14 protein-coding genes and 2 tRNA genes are annotated in these 15928 nt (G+C 72.9%); 14 read left to right on the top strand and 2 right to left on the bottom strand.

The window, feature by feature from the left end:
* Positions 1-149: 149 nt before the first annotated feature.
* The 6 genes from kdpF (at position 150) to ACZ7RU_RS07550 (ending at position 8091) form a co-directional block, all read left to right on the top strand.
* Positions 150-239, top strand: a complete 90-nt coding sequence (gene kdpF, locus ACZ7RU_RS07575; protein ID WP_350519858.1) for a K(+)-transporting ATPase subunit F — start codon at positions 150-152, stop codon at positions 237-239.
* A gap of 1 nt (position 240) precedes the next feature.
* Complete coding sequence (gene kdpA, locus ACZ7RU_RS07570; protein ID WP_470339946.1) at positions 241-1905, top strand: potassium-transporting ATPase subunit KdpA; 1665 nt, start codon at positions 241-243, stop codon at positions 1903-1905.
* Positions 1905-4022 carry a potassium-transporting ATPase subunit KdpB gene (kdpB, locus tag ACZ7RU_RS07565; RefSeq protein WP_470339945.1) on the top strand — a complete coding sequence of 706 codons (2118 nt, stop codon included), beginning with the start codon at positions 1905-1907 and terminating at the stop codon, positions 4020-4022. Before kdpA ends, kdpB begins: the two co-directional genes overlap by 1 nt.
* Before the next feature lie 17 nt (positions 4023-4039).
* On the top strand, positions 4040-4675 hold the full coding sequence (kdpC, locus tag ACZ7RU_RS07560; RefSeq protein ID WP_470339944.1) for a potassium-transporting ATPase subunit KdpC: 636 nt from the start codon (positions 4040-4042) through the stop codon (positions 4673-4675).
* Between the two features lie 121 nt (positions 4676-4796).
* Complete coding sequence (locus tag ACZ7RU_RS07555) at positions 4797-7367, top strand: ATP-binding protein (protein ID WP_470339943.1); 2571 nt, start codon at positions 4797-4799, stop codon at positions 7365-7367.
* Between the two features lie 37 nt (positions 7368-7404).
* The gene (locus ACZ7RU_RS07550; protein WP_470339942.1) at positions 7405-8091 is read left to right on the top strand and encodes a response regulator; all 687 of its coding nucleotides are present in this window, start codon (positions 7405-7407) and stop codon (positions 8089-8091) included.
* Between the two features lie 306 nt (positions 8092-8397).
* Here the strand turns inward: ACZ7RU_RS07550 and ACZ7RU_RS07545 are convergent, their stop codons facing one another.
* The gene (locus ACZ7RU_RS07545; protein WP_470339941.1) at positions 8398-9666 is read right to left on the bottom strand and encodes an amidohydrolase family protein; all 1269 of its coding nucleotides are present in this window, start codon (positions 9664-9666) and stop codon (positions 8398-8400) included.
* 278 nt (positions 9667-9944) lie between these two features.
* On the opposite strand from ACZ7RU_RS07545, the gene ACZ7RU_RS07540 reads away from it, so the two are divergent.
* The 8 genes from ACZ7RU_RS07540 to ACZ7RU_RS07505 all read left to right on the top strand — a co-directional run bounded on the left by ACZ7RU_RS07540 (position 9945) and on the right by ACZ7RU_RS07505 (position 14809).
* Positions 9945-10017: transfer RNA gene (locus ACZ7RU_RS07540), tRNA-Thr, on the top strand.
* A 43-nt stretch (positions 10018-10060) separates the two neighbouring features.
* A tRNA-Met gene (locus ACZ7RU_RS07535) sits at positions 10061-10133 on the top strand.
* An 83-nt stretch (positions 10134-10216) separates the two neighbouring features.
* Complete coding sequence (rpmG, locus tag ACZ7RU_RS07530; protein WP_006604855.1) at positions 10217-10381, top strand: 50S ribosomal protein L33; 165 nt, start codon at positions 10217-10219, stop codon at positions 10379-10381.
* Positions 10382-10497: 116 nt separating this feature from the next.
* The gene (locus tag ACZ7RU_RS07525; RefSeq protein ID WP_470339940.1) at positions 10498-10956 is read left to right on the top strand and encodes an FAS1-like dehydratase domain-containing protein; all 459 of its coding nucleotides are present in this window, start codon (positions 10498-10500) and stop codon (positions 10954-10956) included.
* Between the two features lie 5 nt (positions 10957-10961).
* A complete protein-coding gene (locus ACZ7RU_RS07520; RefSeq protein WP_097237453.1) occupies positions 10962-11384 on the top strand; it encodes a MaoC family dehydratase in 423 nt (140 codons plus the stop codon).
* A gap of 107 nt (positions 11385-11491) precedes the next feature.
* On the top strand, positions 11492-12136 hold the full coding sequence (locus tag ACZ7RU_RS07515; protein WP_470339939.1) for a TetR/AcrR family transcriptional regulator: 645 nt from the start codon (positions 11492-11494) through the stop codon (positions 12134-12136).
* A gap of 88 nt (positions 12137-12224) precedes the next feature.
* Positions 12225-13679, top strand: a complete 1455-nt coding sequence (locus ACZ7RU_RS07510) for an MFS transporter (RefSeq protein ID WP_470339938.1) — start codon at positions 12225-12227, stop codon at positions 13677-13679.
* 47 nt (positions 13680-13726) lie between these two features.
* Positions 13727-14809, top strand: a complete 1083-nt coding sequence (locus ACZ7RU_RS07505) for a UDP-N-acetylmuramate dehydrogenase (protein WP_470339937.1) — start codon at positions 13727-13729, stop codon at positions 14807-14809.
* Here ACZ7RU_RS07505 and ACZ7RU_RS07500 read toward each other — a convergent pair.
* Positions 14806-15915 carry an adenosine deaminase gene (locus ACZ7RU_RS07500; protein WP_470339936.1) on the bottom strand — a complete coding sequence of 370 codons (1110 nt, stop codon included), beginning with the start codon at positions 15913-15915 and terminating at the stop codon, positions 14806-14808. The genes ACZ7RU_RS07505 and ACZ7RU_RS07500 overlap by 4 nt on opposite strands.
* Between the last annotated feature and the right edge of the window lie 13 nt (positions 15916-15928).

Below are 15928 nucleotides of genomic sequence, written 5' to 3'. Positions count from 1 at the left end.
CGTCCACCGGCGCCGCGCGAGCCCCTCCGGCCAGGTCGCGGCATCTCCCGAACCGCTCTGGTGGAGCCCATGTCCGATCTCATCTACGTCGGTGTCACGGTCGCCGTGTTCGCCGTCATCGCCCTGATCGCGCGGGGGGTGGAGAAGCTGTGAGCGCGGAGAACGTCGCTGGTCTGATCGTGGCCGTCGCGCTCGTCGGCTATCTCGTCGTCGCGCTGATCTTCCCGGAGAAGTTCTGACATGGGATCCACTCTCGCGGGCTGGCTCCAGGTCCTCGCCCTCGTCGGCGCGCTGGCCCTGTGCTACCGCCCCCTCGGCGACTACATAGCCAAGCTCCTCACCTCCGCCAGACACCTCGGAGTCGAGCGCGGCGTCTACAGGCTGATCGGCGTCGACGGCGACGCCGACCAGCGCTGGCCGGTGTACCTCCGCTCGGTGCTGGCCTTCTCGGCCGTCTCCGTCCTCTTCCTCTACGGCCTGATCCGCCTCCAGGGCCACCTGCTGCTGAACCTGGGCGTCCCGCAGATGGAGGGCCACCAGGCCTGGAACACCGCCATCTCGTTCGTCGCCAACACCAACTGGCAGTCCTACGGCGGCGAGTCCGCGATGGGCCACCTGGTCCAGATGGCGGGCCTGGCGGTGCAGAACTTCGTCTCCGCGGCCGTCGGCATCGCCGTCGTCGCCGCGCTGGTGCGCGGCTTCACCCGCAACCGGACGGACCGGGTCGGCAACTTCTGGGTGGACCTCACCCGCATCGTGCTGCGCCTGCTGCTGCCGATCTCGATCGTGTTCGCCCTCGTCCTGGTCGCCAACGGCGTGGTGCAGAACTTCCACGGCTTCCACGAGGTGACCACCCTCGCGGGCGACGTGCAGAAGATCCCCGGCGGCCCGGTGGCCTCCCAGGAGGTCATCAAGGAACTGGGCACCAACGGCGGCGGCTTCTTCAACGCCAACTCGGCGCACCCGTTCGAGAATCCGACCGGCTTCACCAACCTGATCGAGGTCTTCCTGATCCTGCTGATCCCGTTCGCGCTGCCGCGGACCTTCGGCCGGATGGTCGGGGACAACCGCCAGGGCTACGCGATCGTCGCGGTGATGGGCCTGTTCTGGGCCGCCTCGGTTGCCCTGACGACCTTCGCCGAGTCGCAGCACTCCGGTGCGGCCCTCCAGGCCGCGGGCGGCGCGATGGAGGGCAAGGAGCAGCGCTTCGGCATCGCCGCCAGCTCGCTGTTCGCCGCGTCGACCACGCTGACCTCGACCGGTGCGGTGAACTCCTTCCACGACTCGTACACGCCGTTCGGCGGCGGGCTGACGGTCTTCAACATGATGCTGGGCGAGATCGCGCCCGGCGGTGTGGGCTCCGGCCTGTACGGCATGCTGGTGCTGGCCGTCGTGGCGGTGTTCGTGGCCGGCCTGATGGTCGGGCGCACCCCCGAGTACCTGGGCAAGAAGCTCGGCGGCCGGGAGATGAAGTTCGCCTCGCTGTACATCCTCACCACGCCGACGATCGTGCTGGTCGGCACGGGTGCGGCGACGGCCCTGCCGGGTGAGCGCGCCGGGATGCTCAACTCGGGCGCCCACGGCTTCTCCGAGGTGCTGTACGCCTTCACCTCCGCGAGCAACAACAACGGCTCGGCCTTCGGCGGCATCACCGTCAACACCGACTGGTACGACACCGCGCTCGGCCTGGCGATGATCTTCGGCCGTCTGCTGCCGATCGTCTTCGTCCTGGCACTGGCCGGCTCGCTCGCCCAGCAGCAGCCGGTCCCGGCCACCCCGGGCACCCTGCCCACCCACAAGCCGCTGTTCGTGGGCCTGCTGTCGGGCGTGATCCTGATCGTCGTCGGCCTCACCTACTTCCCGGCCCTGGCTCTCGGGCCGATCGCGGAAGGTCTGTCCTCCTGATGTCCACCCCCACGCTCAACCCCGCACCGGCCGAGACCCCCGCCGAGCCCGCCGCCCCGCACAGAGTGGCCGGCGGCCTGCTCGACCCGAAGCTGATCGTCGCGTCCCTGCCGGACGCGGTGAGGAAGCTCGACCCCCGGGTGATGGTCAAGAACCCGGTGATGTTCGTGGTCGAGGTCGGCTCGGTGGTCACCACCGTCGCCGCGATCGTCGACCCGTCCGTCTTCGCCTGGGCCATCACGGTCTGGCTCTGGCTCACCACGGTCTTCGCCAACCTGGCCGAGGCCGTCGCCGAGGGCCGCGGCAAGGCGCAGGCCGACACCCTGCGCAGGACCAAGACCGAGTCCGTCGCGCGCCGGCTGACGGACTGGCCCGCCACCCGGGACGAGGAGGAGGTGCCCGGCACCGCCCTGCGGCTCGGCGACCACGTGGTGGTCGAGGCCGGGCAGGTCATCCCCGGTGACGGCGACGTCGTCGAGGGCGTCGCGAGCGTCGACGAGTCGGCGATCACCGGCGAGTCCGCGCCCGTCATCCGCGAGTCCGGCGGCGACCGCAGTGCCGTCACCGGCGGCACCAAGGTGCTGTCCGACCGGATCGTGGTGAAGATCGCCTCGGAGCCCGGCAAGTCCTTCATCGACCGGATGATCGCCCTGGTCGAGGGCGCCGCCCGGCAGAAGACGCCGAACGAGATCGCGCTCAACATCCTGCTGGCCTCGCTGACCGTCGTCTTCCTGGTCGCGGTCGTCACGCTCCAGCCGATGGCCACCTACGCGGGCGCCCCGCAGTCGATGATCGTCCTGGTCGCCCTGATCGTGGCGCTCATCCCGACCACCATCGGCGCGCTGCTCTCCGCGATCGGCATCGCCGGCATGGACCGGCTGGTGCAGCGCAACGTGCTGGCGATGTCCGGCCGCGCCGTCGAGGCCGCCGGCGACGTCAACACCCTGCTGCTCGACAAGACCGGCACCATCACCCTGGGCAACCGCCAGGCCGCCGAGTTCGTCCCCGCACCCGGCATCGGCCGGGAGGAACTGGCCGGTGCCGCGCAGCTCTCCTCCCTCGCGGACGAGACCCCCGAGGGCCGCTCGATCGTGGTCCTCGCCAAGACCGAGTACGGTCTGCGGGCCCGCGCCCAGGGCGAGTTGACGCACGCCACCTGGGTGCCGTTCACCGCCCAGACCCGGATGTCGGGTGTGGACCTCGACGAGGCCGACGGCGTCCACCAGGTCCGCAAGGGCGCGGCCGGCGCGGTCACCGACTGGGTCGCCGAGAACGGCGGCCGGGTCACCGGCGAGGTGTCGACGCTGGTCGACGGCATCTCGGCGGCCGGCGGCACCCCGCTGGTGGTGGCGACCAGGACCGGCTCGGCTCCGGCCAGGGTCCTGGGCGTCATCCACCTCAAGGACGTGGTCAAGGAGGGCATGCGGGAGCGCTTCGACGAGCTGCGCCGGATGGGCATCAAGACCATCATGATCACGGGCGACAACCCGCTGACCGCCAAGGCGATCGCGGAGGAGGCCGGCGTGGACGACTACCTCGCCGAGGCCACCCCCGAGGACAAGATGGCCCTGATCAAGAAGGAGCAGGAGGGCGGCAAGCTGGTCGCGATGACCGGCGACGGCACCAACGACGCCCCCGCGCTCGCCCAGGCCGACGTCGGCGTCGCGATGAACACCGGGACCATGGCGGCCAAGGAGGCCGGCAACATGGTCGACCTGGACTCCAACCCGACCAAGCTGATTGAGATCGTGGAGATCGGCAAGCAGCTGCTGATCACCCGCGGCGCGCTGACCACCTTCTCGATCGCCAACGACGTGGCCAAGTACTTCGCGATCATCCCCGCGATGTTCGCCGGGGTCTACCCGGGCCTGAGCCACCTCGACATCATGGGCCTGCACAGCCCCCAGTCCGCGATCACCTCGGCGATCGTCTTCAACGCCCTGGTCATCATCGGCCTCATCCCGCTCGCCCTGCGCGGCGTGAAGTACCGCCCGTCCGACGCCGGTTCGCTGCTGCGCCGCAACATCGGGGTGTACGGCCTCGGCGGTCTGGTGGTGCCGTTCGTCGGCATCAAGCTGATCGACCTGATCGTCCAGTTCATACCCGGCCTCAGCTGACGCGGAAGGAGAGAACCATGTCCAAGCCCCTGCCGACGATCCTCCGCACCCACCTCACGGCCCTGCGGGTGCTCCTCGTGCTCACCGTGGTCCTCGGGATCGCCTACCCCCTGCTGGTCACCGGCATCTCCCAGGTCGCCTTCGACGACCGGGCGAACGGCTCGCCGGTGAAGTCCGACGGCAAGGAGGTCGGCTCCAGCCTGATCGGCCAGAGCTTCGACCTCCCGAAGAAGAACCCCGACGACCCGGACGAGGAGGCCCGGCCGGACCCGCAGTGGTTCCAGCCCCGCCCCTCCGCCGCCGGGACCGGCTACGACGCGTCCTCGTCCGCCGCCTCGAACCAGGGCCCGAACAGCGAGGACCTGCTGAAGGCCGTCACCGACCGCCGCGCCGCCGTCGCCGCGTTCGACGGCGTCGACCCGGCGAGCGTCCCGGCCGACGCGCTGACCGCCTCCGGCTCCGGCCTCGACCCGCACATCTCCGTCGCGTACGCCCGGGAGCAGGTCGACCGGGTCGCCAAGGCGCGCAACCTGCCGGTGGAGACGGTGGACAAACTGGTCGAGAAGTACACCGAGAGCCGCTCGCTCGGCTTCCTCGGCGACGAGGGAGTCAACGTCGTACTGCTCAACAAGGCACTCGGCGAGCAGAAGTGACCTCACCTCGCACAGTCGGGTGACCGGGCCGGCCCGGGCGCGGGAGCACGCCTCCCGCGCCCGGGCCGGCCGGCCCGCGTCCGCAGACGTGCACCACCTCCCGATGGAAAGAGCAGTGCCCATGGCCCGCGACCTCACCCCCGGCGCCGGCAACCGCGGCGGCCGGCTGAGGGTGTACCTCGGCTCCGCGCCGGGCGTCGGCAAGACCTACCGGATGCTGGACGAGGCCCGGCGCAGACAGCAGCGCGGCGCCGACGTCGTGGTCGGGTACGTCGAGTGCCACGGCAGACGCCACACCGAGGCCATGCTGGCCGGCCTGGAGGTCCTGCCGCGGGTCCACCGCTCCTACCGGGACACCGAGTTCGAGGAGATGGACCTCGACGGCCTGCTCGCCCGCCGCCCGTCCGTCGTGCTGGTGGACGAGCTGGCGCACACCAACATCCCCGGCGGCCGGAACGCCAAGCGCTGGCAGGACGTCGAGGAACTGCTCGCCGCCGGGATCGACGTCATCACCACCGTCAACATCCAGCACCTGGAGTCGCTGAACGACGTCGTCCAGAAGATCACCGGCATTCCGCAGCGCGAGACCGTCCCGGACGAGGTGGTCCGCCGGGCCGACCAGCTCGAACTCGTCGACATGGCCCCGCAGGCGCTGCGCCGCCGGATGGCCCACGGCAACGTCTACAGGGCGGAGAAGGTGGACGCCGCGCTCTCCAACTACTTCCGGGTCGGCAACCTCACCGCCCTGCGCGAACTCGCCCTGCTCTGGGTGGCCGGGCGGGTGGACGAGGGCCTGCGCGACTACCGGGCCAGCCACAACATCGACCGGGTCTGGGAGACCCGCGAACGGGTCGTGGTCGCCCTCACCGGCGGCCCCGAGGGCGAGACCCTGATCCGCCGCGCCGCCCGGATCGCCGACCGCACGGCCGGCGGCGACCTGCTGGCCGTCCACATCTCCCGCAGCGACGGCCTGGCCGGCGCCTCCTTCGGCGCGCTCGCCCAGCAGCGGCAGCTGGTGGAGACCCTCGGCGGCAGCTACCACGTGGTGGTCGGCGACGACGTCCCCACCGCGCTGCTCACCTTCGCCCGCGCCCACGACGCCACCCAGCTGGTGCTCGGCACCAGCCGCCGTGGCCGGATCAACCGCTTCCTCACCGGCCCCGGCACCGGACAGACCACCGTGGACGCCTCCGAGGACATCGACGTCCACGTGGTCACCCACGCGTTCACCGGCCGCGGCCGGCTGCCCCCGCTCGGCCGCCGCCACTCCCGGCGCCGCACCGTCGCCGGCTACCTGGCCGGCCTGGTGCTGCCCTGGCTGCTCACCGTCCTGCTCCCGCGGGCGGACCACGGCATCAACCTGACCACCGACGCGCTGATCTTCCAGCTGGGCGTGGTCGTCGTCGCCCTGCTCGGCGGCGCGGTGTCGGCCCTGCTGGCCTCGGTCGTCGCCTCCGTGCTGCTCAACTACTACTTCATCCCGCCGATCCACAGCCTGACCATCGGCGAGACCAACAACATCGTCGCCCTGGCGGTGTTCGCCGCCATCGCGCTCACCGTCTCCACCGTGGTCGACCACGCCGGCCGGCTCACCAGCCGGGCCGCCCGCGCCACCGCCGAGGCCGAGACCCTCTCCACCCTGGCCGGCAGCGTGCTGCGCGGCGCCGACGCGCTGCCCGCCCTGCTGGAGAAGTCCCGGACGGCCTTCGGCATGCGGGCCGTCGCCCTGCTCTCCCGGGCCGACGGCGAGGTGCTCGCGCACTGCGAGGGGGACCACCAGGACGACGGCGGGGGACCGTACGAGACCACCGAGGTGCCGGTCGGCCCGGACGCCGTGCTGGTGCTCACCGGCCGCCGGCTGCCCGCCGCCGACCAGCGGGTGCTGACCGCCTTCGCCGCCCACGTCGCCGCCGCGCTGGAGCGCGACCGGCTGGCCGTGGTCGCCGCCGAGGTCGAGCCGATCAGGGCCGCCGACCGGATGCGCACCGCCCTGCTCGCCGCCGTCAGCCACGACCTGCGCACCCCGCTGGCCGCCGCCCGCGCCTCGGTCGGCTCGCTGCGCAGCCCCGACGTCGAGTTCTCCTCCGAGGACCAGGCCGAACTCCTCGCCGCCGCCGACGAGTCGCTGGTCAAGCTCACCCGGCTGGTCGACAACCTGCTCGACATGAGCCGCCTCCAGGCCGGCGCGCTCACCCTGCACCTCACCGAGACCCACCTGGACGAGATCCTGCCCCGGGCGCTCGACAGCCTCCCGGACCCGTACCCGCCGATCCGGCCGCCGGACCTGACCGCCGACATCGACGAGGGCACCCCGCCGGTGGTCGCCGACCCCCCGCTGCTGGAGCGGGTGCTCGCCAACGTGATCACCAACGCGCTGCGGTACAACGCCCCCGGCGTGCCCGTCCTGGTCACCGCCAGCCACCACGCCGACCAGGTCGAGATCCGGGTGATCGACCGCGGCCCCGGCATCGCCCCCGAGGACCGTGACCGGGTCTTCCTGCCCTTCCAGCGCCTCGGCGACACCGACAACACCACCGGCGTCGGCCTGGGACTCGCCCTCTCCCGCGGCCTCGCCGAGGCGATGGGCGGCAGCCTGGAGGTCGAGGACACCCCGGGCGGCGGCACCACCATGCTGCTCACCCTGCCCGCCGCCGGGACCGAGGCTCCTGGGGAGGAACCGCCACATGAGTGAACGGAGTGAACGGAGTGAACGGATCACCGGAGGGTCCGTGTCCCGCGAAGCGACGGAGATCCTGGTCGTCGACGACGAGCCGGCCTTCCTGCGCACCCTGCGGATCAACCTCAGCGCCCGGCGGTACGCCGTCCGCACCGCCGCCAGCGGCGGCGAGGCGCTCGACCGCGCCGCACACTCCTCCCCGGCCGCCGTCCTGCTCGACCTCGGCCTGCCCGACCTCGACGGGATGGACGTGCTGCGCGGCCTGCGCACCCGCAGCGCGGTGCCGGTCATCGTGCTCTCCGGCCGGACCGACGCCGCCGACAAGGTGGGCGCCCTGGACGCGGGCGCCGACGACTACCTGACCAAGCCGTTCCTGATGGACGAGCTGCTGGCCCGGCTGCGCGCCGTGCTGCGTCGGCCGCCGGGCGGCACGCCGCCGGGCCGGCCGGTGATCGGCGACCACACCGTGGACCTCGTGGCCACCGCGGTGAACGGTCCGAACGGCCCGGTCCGGCTCACCCCGACCGAGTGGCGCATCCTCACCCTGTTGCTCGCCAACCCCGGCCGGCTGGTGCCGGGGCGGCAGATCCTGCGCGAGGTGTGGGGCCCGGCCCAGGAGGGGCGCGGCAACTACCTGCGGGTCTACTTCGCCGGGCTGCGCCGCAAGCTGGAGCGCGACCCGGCCCGGCCGCGGCACCTGATCACCGAGCCGGGGATCGGGTACCGGTACGTGCCGTGACCGGCTGGGCCCGCCTCGGCCGCCTGGGCTGACTGGACCGGCTGGACCGCCTCCGACCGCCGGGTCCGCCCGTCCGCCACGCCCCGTCAACATGCCGTCAAGAGCGGCCCGGTGGGCGACAGGAGGGCGTCAAGGCCGCCCGGTGGCGGGGGTCCGCGGACGTAGTGTCGGTGTCGAGCGAGCGGGCCCTTGCTCCGTGTGGGGGAGGTCCGGGGCCGCTCCAGCCGCCGTCCACGGACGGCCAGCAGGTGGGGGAGGGGCGCGCGACATCCGTCGCGCGCCCCCAATTCCTCTTCCGGCCCCGGCTCAGCCGTCCTCGCCCCCGCACTGCCGGGGCAGCGCCAGCGCCACGGTGTCCGCGAACTCCCGGACCGCGCTGGTCCGGCTGACCACCCGGCCGCTGTGCACCACCAGCCGGCTGTGCCCTCCCGCGAGCGCCCCGGCCAGGCTGTCCCCGCGCACCGCCAGCAGCTCCGCCGGGAACCCGGCGTCCACCCGCACCGGCGCCAGGCCGAGCACCGCCCGGGCCTGGTTCGCCACCGCGTCGTACGCCGTCTCCGGGTCCAACTCCCCACCGGCTGCCAGCAGATAGGCCGACTCCAGCGGATCCGCCCGGCCGACCGGGTTGGACGGATCGCGCAGTGCCCCGCTGCCCGCCGCCAGCGGCACCCGGGCCGCCGCCAACTCCCGCACCAGGCCCGGCCGCAGGCCCACCGTCCGGCCCTCCAGCCCGGTGCAGCAGCCGTTCTGCGGCAGGCAGACCACCCGGATCCCGCTGGTCGCCAGCACCGTCGACGCGCCCCGGGCCAGCGCCCCGCACGGGCCGATCGTCACCCTCGGCCGCAGCGGCGCCAAGGCCCCGGCCATCCGGGCGAGTTGGGCGGCGTCGGCGGCGCTGGTGTGCAGGTCCACCGGGCAGTCCGCCTCCCGGGCGGCCTCCAGTAGCAGCTGCACGTACCCGGCCGGGTCCGGGTCCAGCTCCGGGCAGCCGCCGGCCGCCGTGGCACCCAGCTTGAGCGCCTCGCGCAGCTGCGCCCGGCCGTCCGCCCCGGCCCGCCCGGTGAGCAGCCGGGGCATCGCCACCGCCTGGAGCTCGGCCAGCCCGCTCAGCGCCTGCCGGGCGGTGAGCACCGCCTCCAGTCGGCGCAGCCCGTGCACGTCGCCGATCCGGACGTGGGTGCGCTGGGCGGTGGCGCCGTAGCCGAGCGAGGTCAGCGCGGCCTCGGTGACCCTTCGGGTGAGGTCGGCCGGGGTGTCCGGCGGCGGGGTGGACAGGGCGGCGGAGAAGGCGGCGTCGTAGTGGGCGTGGGCCTCGGCGGGGGCCGGGAGCAGCAGGTAGCCGCGCAGGTCGATCCGGGCGCCGGTGGTGACGGTGGGCGCGCCGGGCAGGGCGGGCAGCGGGCCGAGGCTGCCGACGGTGCCGACCGCCTGGATCCGGTCGCCGCTGATCCGGACGTCCACCACCCGACCGTCGGCCAACCGGGCGCCGGTGAGCAGCAGGACCGGGCCGTGCCCGAGCGGGTTGGCCGCCGGGCCGGGCCCGGAGTGCGGTCCGTCGGCGGCTGCGCTGTCCATCGCCGGCTCCTTCTCGCGTCGGCCCGTGCGGTCGGCCCCGTACGGCTGGCCCGTCCCGCCGGCCAGTCCTCCCGATCAATGAGCGTCGAGCCTATGGGCCCGGGGGGCGGGGCGCCGGGAGGCGGGCAATAGTCGTATCGGGTCGGGCCGTGCGGCTCGGAGGCCGATCGAACGCCGGGCCTTGGATCGTCCGTCCGTACCCCTCGCCCACCTGCGGTCTTCGCCGCGGGATACGGATTTCACCTCCGGCCGCGAAACGTGTAATCTCTTCCTCGTTCGCCCCTATAGCTCAGTCGGTAGAGCGTCTCCATGGTAAGGAGAAGGTCTGCGGTTCGATTCCGCATGGGGGCTCTGGTGAGAAGCGGTCAGCTCCGGCTGTGCTGCGGATCACTGTGGCGGTGTAGCTCAGTTGGTAGAGCAAGCGGCTCATAATCGCTGTGTCACCGGTTCAAGTCCGGTCACCGCTACCCCGCGTAGTCGGTCGGGAGATCGCACTCCCGGTCGGCTACTCTTGTCGTGTTCTTATTCGTTGTCCAAGGAAGGCACTCCCGTGGCTGCCACCGATGTCCGCCCGAAGATCACGCTGGCCTGCGTGGAGTGCAAGGAGCGGAACTACATCACCAAGAAGAACCGGCGTAACGACCCGGACCGTCTTGAGATGAAGAAGCACTGCCCCCGCTGCAACTCGCACACCGCGCACCGCGAGACCCGCTGACCCTCTTGTAGGGCGCCGGGCCTGTGTGAATTCAGGTCTTCTACTCCGGGCCGCATCCCTCTTGGGGGTGCGGCCCGGAGTTTTTTCGTATCCACCCCGCGTTCCGAGGAGCTGCCATGGCGCTCGATCCCTCCTTCATCGGGCGTAGTTACCCGCCCACCGAGCCGTACGAGGTCGGCCGGGAGAAGATCCGCGAGTTCGCGACCGCGGTCGGCGACGCCAACCCGGCGTACACCGACCCGGAGGTGGCGAAGGCGCTGGGCCACCCCGACGTGATCGCCCCGCCGACCTTCCCGTTCGTGATCACCTACCGCGCGGCGGGCCAGGTGGTCGAGGACCCGGAGCTGGGCCTGGACTTCACCCGGGTGGTGCACGGCGACCAGAAGTTCGCCTACACCCGCCCGGTGCGGGCCGGCGACCGGCTCTCGGTCGCGGTGACCATCGACAACATCAAGTCACTGGCGGGCAACGACGTGCTCACCGTGCGTGGCGAGGTGACGGACGCGACCGGCGAGCACGTTGTGACGTCGGTCATGACCCTGGTGGCCCGGGCCGCCGACGAGGCGGGGGAGTGAGCGCGATGGCGATCAGCTACGACGAGGTCGAGGTCGGCACCGAGCTGCCGGCGCAGTCCTTCCCCGTGACCCGCGACACACTGGTGCGCTACGCGGGCGCCTCGGGCGACTTCAACCCGATCCACTGGAACGAGAAGTTCGCCCTGGAGGTCGGCCTGCCGGACGTCATCGCGCACGGCATGTTCACCATGGCCGAGGCGATCCGGGTGGTCACCGACTGGGTCGGCGACCCGGCCGCGGTGGTCGAGTACGGCGTGCGCTTCACCCGCCCGGTGCCGGTGCCGAACGACGGGGTCGGCGCGGTGGTCGAGGTCTCGGCCAAGGTCGCCAAGAAGCTGGACGACCGCAGGGTGCAGGTCGACCTGCTGGCCACCACGGGCGGCCAGAAGGTGCTCGGCATGTCCCGGGCCGTCGTCCGGCTCGGCTGAGCGGGTCCCGCCCGACGGAGGCCGCGGCCGGAGCCCGTACCGCACGGGAGTCCCGGCCGCGGCCGTGGGCCTTGCCTGGATAGTGATTGGCCACTAACTTGGGATCCATGGCGAAGTCGAGCATCCGGATGAGCGCGGAGGAGCGGCGCGAGAGCGTCGTCCGGGCCGCCCTGATCGAGTTCGCCCGGGGGGGCTACCACGGCACCTCCACCGAGGCGATCGCCCGCCGGGTGGGCGTCTCGCAGCCGTACCTGTTCCGGCTGTTCCCGGGCAAGCAGGCGATCTTCGCCGCCGCCGCCGAGCGCTGCGTCGAGGAGACCTGGCGGGTGTTCGACGAGGCCTCGGCCGGGCTGTCCGGCGAGGAGGCCGCCGAAGCGATGTCCGGCGCGTACCTGAGCCTGGTCGAGGACCGCGACCAGCTCATGATGCAGATGCAGCTCTACGTCTCGGTCTTCACGGCCCGGGCGGCCGGCGAGGAGCAGATCGGCGAGGCCGCCCGACGGTTGTGGGAGGACCTGTTCGACCGGGTCCGGATCCGGATCGGCGGCGACATGGAGGACGCCACGCGGTTCTTCGCGTACGGGATGCTGATCAACACCCTGGTGGCGCTGGGCTACCCCCCGGACCACCGGATGTGGACCGGCTTCGGTGAGCACGGCGAGCCGGCTGCGTCCGGAGAGCACGGGGAGTCCGAGGCGACCGGAGAAGCCGGAGAAGCCGGAGTAGCCGCGGCGTCCGGGGCGCCCGAGTAGACCGGCCGCGCGGTGCGTCCGTGCGGCCTCTTTTCGGTCCGCAAAAGTTATTGAGCAATTACTACCTAGAGGAACCCTGGGGGAAGTCATGACGGAGAAACCTGCCATGGGCAGAACCGCGGTCTGGACCCTGGTGATCGTCAGCGCGGCCGGCTTCATGGCCGCCCTGGACAACCTGGTGGTCACCACCGCACTGCCGTCGATCCGCGAGGAACTCGGCGGCGGGCTGTCCGACCTCGAATGGACGGTCAGCGCCTACACCCTGAGCTTCGCCGTGCTGCTGATGTTCGGCGCCGCGCTCGGCGACCGCTTCGGCCGCCGCCGGATCTTCCTGGTCGGTCTGACGGTCTTCACCGCCGGCTCCGCCGCGGCCGCGCTGTCCCCGGGCATCGGCGAGCTGATCGCCGCCCGCGCCCTCCAGGGCACCGGGGCCGCGGTGATGATGCCGCTCACCCTCACCCTGCTCACCGCCGCCGTGCCCGAGGCCAGGCGGGGGCTGGCCTTCGGGATCTGGTCGGGCGTCAGCGGCCTCGCCGTCGCCGCCGGGCCGCTGATCGGCGGCTCGCTGACCGAGCACTTCTCCTGGCAGTGGATCTTCTGGGTGAACGTCCCGGTCGGCCTCGTCCTGCTGCCGCTGGCCTTCCTGCGGCTCGGCGAGAGCCGCGGCGCGGGCCGGGCCCTGGACGTGCCCGGAACCCTGCTGGTCAGCCTGGGGATGTTCGGGGTCGTGTTCGGCCTGATCCGCGGCAACCCGGACGGCTGGACCAGCCCGCTGGTCCTCGGCTCCCTGGTCGCCGGCACCCTGCTGCTGGCCGCCTTCGTCTGGTACGAGCAGCGGGTGGCCGTCCACCCGATGCTGCCGATGCGGCTGTTCCGCAGCCGGGCCTTCTCCGCCGTCAACGCGGCCAGTCTGCTGATGTACCTGGGGATGTTCGGCTCGATCTTCCTGATCAGCCAGTACCTCCAGGGCGTCGGCGGCTTCAGCCCGCAGGAGGCGGGCGTCCGGATGCTGCCGTGGACGGCGATGCCGCTGCTGGTCTCGCCGGTCGCGGGCATCGTCTCCGACCGGATCGGCGGCCGGTCGATCGTGGCCGCCGGGCTGGCCCTTCAGGCCGCCGGCCTGGTGCTGTTCGGCCTGGTCGCGGACGGCGGCACAGGCCTCGACTACCCCGCCCAGATCCCGGCCATCGTGATCTGCGGGATCGGCATGTCGCTGTACTTCGGCCCCACCGCCCAGCTGGTGATGGCCAGCGTCCGGCCGCAGGAGCAGGGGATCGCCTCCGGCGCCAACAACGCGCTGCGCGAGGTCGGCGGGGCGCTCGGGGTCGCCGTGCTCGCGGCGGTGTTCTCGGCGCAGGGCGGCTACCAGTCGGCGCGGGCCTTCACGGACGGGCTGGTGCCCGCGCTGTACGTCGGCGGGGCGGCCGTCGGGCTCGGCGCGCTCGCCGCGGTGTGCATCCCGCGCCGGCGCAGGGCGCAGGCCACGTCGGCGGGGGCACAGAAGGAGCGGGCCGGGGCACCGACCGAGCCGGCACGGGTCTGAGGCGTCGGAGCGGCGGAGCGCAGGCCGACGGGCGGCGGGTGGCGGGGGTGCCGGGGGGCACCCCCGCCACCCGTACGCTGGTGGGCGTGCTGGTAGAAAACGACGCCCCCCTCGCCCCGCTGACCACGCTCCGGCTCGGCGGCCCGGCCCGCCGGCTGGTGACCGCCCACACCGACGACGAGGTGATCGCCGCCGTCCGCGAGGCCGACGCGGCCGGCGAGCCGCTGCTGGTCCTCGGCGGCGGCTCCAACCTGGTGATCGGCGACGCCGGCTTCCCCGGCACCGTGCTGCGGATCGCCACCGAGGGCTTCGTCCTGGACGGCACCGAGCTGGAGGTCGCGGCCGGCGAGACCTGGTCCGAGGTGGTCCGCCGGACGGTGCTCGACCACCGCCTGGCGGGCATCGAGTTCCTGGCCGGCATCCCCGGCTCGGCGGGTGCCACCCCGGTGCAGAACGTGGGCGCGTACGGCCAGGAGGTCGCGCAGTCGGTCACCGAGGTGGTCGCGTACGACCGCGGCGCCGACGAGGTGGTCGTGCTCTCGAACGCCGAGTGCGCGTTCTCCTACCGGCACAGCCGCTTCAAGGCCGATCCGGACCGCTACGTGGTGCTGCGGGTGCGGTTCCGCCTGGAGGACCACGGCGGGCTCTCCACCCCCGTCCGCTACGCCGAGACCGCCCGGCACCTGGGCGTCGGGCAGGGCGACCGGGTGGCGGTCGACACCGCCTGGAACGCGGTGCTGCTGCTGCGCGCAGGCAAGGGCATGGTGCTGGACCCGGCGGACCACGACACCTGGTCGGCCGGCTCCTTCTTCACCAACCCGGTGCTCACGGCCGCGCAGTACGAGTCCTTCCGCACCCGCCCGGGCGCCGAGGACGCCCCCGCGTACCCGGCCCCGGAGGGCTGCACCAAGACCTCGGCGGCCTGGCTGATCGACCGGTCGGGCTTCGGCAAGGGCTACGGCAGCGGCCCGGCGACGCTCTCCACCAAGCACACCCTGGCGCTCACCAACCGCGGCTCGGCCACCGCCGACGACCTGTTGGCGCTGGCCCGGGAGATCCGGGACGGGGTCCGCGAGGCCTTCGGCGTGGAGCTGGTGAACGAGCCGGTGATGGTGGGCGTCAAGCTCTAGTCCGGGTCCGAGCCGGGTGCGAGGCTGACCCCGGACGGCTGCTGGGCGGGCACCGCGGCCCGGTCCGCCGGGGCGCGGCCGTCCGCCAGCCAGGCGTCGATGTCCGCCAGCAGCTCCTTGCGGACGGCCTCCGGCGCGACCGAGCCGCGCACCGACTGCCGTGCCAGCTCGGCGAGTTCGGTGTCGGAGAAGCCCAGCACGCCCCGGACCAGCTCGTACTGGTCGGCCAGCCGGCTGCCGAACAGCAGCGGGTCGTCGGCACCCAGCGCGAGCGGCACCCCGGCGTCGAAGAGCCGGCGCAGCGGGACCTCCTCGGGGCGCTCGTACACGCCGAGCGAGACGTTGGAGGAGGGGCAGACCTCGCAGGTGACCTGGCGGTCCGCCAGCCGTTCCATCAGCCGGGGGTCCTCGGCGGCCCGCACGCCGTGGCCGATCCGGCCGGCGCCCAGGTCGTCCAGGCAGTCCCGGACGGACTCCGGGCCGGACAGCTCGCCGCCGTGCGGGGCCGCCAGCAGCCCGCCGTTGCGGGCGATCGCGAAGGCCCGGTCGAAGTCCCGGGCCAGGCCCCGGCGCTCGTCGTTGGAGAGGCCGAAGCCGACCACCCCGTGGTCGGCGTAGCGGACGGCCAGCCGGGCCAGCGTCCGGGCGTCCATCGGGGACCTCATCCGGTTGGCCGCGACCAGGACCCGGATGCCCACCCCGGTCGCCGCGGCGGCGTTCTCCACCGCGTCCAGGATCAGCTCCAGCGCGGGGATCAGCCCGCCCAGCCGGGGCGCGTACGAGGTCGGGTCGACCTGGATCTCCAGCCAGCGGGAGCCGTCCCGCTTCTCGTCCTCGGCGGTCTCCAGGACCAGCCGGCGGATGTCCGCCTCGTCCCGCAGCACCGAGCGGGCGGTGTCGTACAGCCGCTGGAAGCGGAACCAGCCCCGCTCGTCGGTGGCCCGCAGCCGGGGCGGCTCGCCGGAGCTGAGCGCCTCCGGCAGCCGGACGCCGTGCTTGTCGGCCAGCTCCAGGAGGGTGGCGGGCCGCATCGAGCCGGTGAAGTGCAGGTGCAGGTGGGCCTTGGGGAGGCCCCTGACGTCTCGCGGGTTCAACAGGCGTTCCATTCACCGATACTGC

It is taken from the genome of Kitasatospora sp. NPDC114501 (genome assembly GCF_055633695.1).
This window is presented reverse-complemented; position numbering and strand designations above follow the sequence as displayed.

Coding starts and splice junctions, on each gene's coding strand:
- kdpA (WP_470339946.1), top strand. CDS start 241: ATGGGATCCACTCTCGCGGGCTGGCTCCAGGTCCTCGCCCTCGTCGGC.
- kdpB (WP_470339945.1), top strand. CDS start 1,905: ATGTCCACCCCCACGCTCAACCCCGCACCGGCCGAGACCCCCGCCGAG.
- kdpC (WP_470339944.1), top strand. CDS start 4,040: ATGTCCAAGCCCCTGCCGACGATCCTCCGCACCCACCTCACGGCCCTG.
- ACZ7RU_RS07555 (WP_470339943.1), top strand. CDS start 4,797: ATGGCCCGCGACCTCACCCCCGGCGCCGGCAACCGCGGCGGCCGGCTG.
- ACZ7RU_RS07545 (WP_470339941.1), bottom strand. CDS start 9,666: ATGGACAGCGCAGCCGCCGACGGACCGCACTCCGGGCCCGGCCCGGCG.
- ACZ7RU_RS07525 (WP_470339940.1), top strand. CDS start 10,498: ATGGCGCTCGATCCCTCCTTCATCGGGCGTAGTTACCCGCCCACCGAG.
- ACZ7RU_RS07520 (WP_097237453.1), top strand. CDS start 10,962: ATGGCGATCAGCTACGACGAGGTCGAGGTCGGCACCGAGCTGCCGGCG.
- ACZ7RU_RS07515 (WP_470339939.1), top strand. CDS start 11,492: ATGGCGAAGTCGAGCATCCGGATGAGCGCGGAGGAGCGGCGCGAGAGC.
- ACZ7RU_RS07510 (WP_470339938.1), top strand. CDS start 12,225: ATGACGGAGAAACCTGCCATGGGCAGAACCGCGGTCTGGACCCTGGTG.
- ACZ7RU_RS07500 (WP_470339936.1), bottom strand. CDS start 15,915: ATGGAACGCCTGTTGAACCCGCGAGACGTCAGGGGCCTCCCCAAGGCC.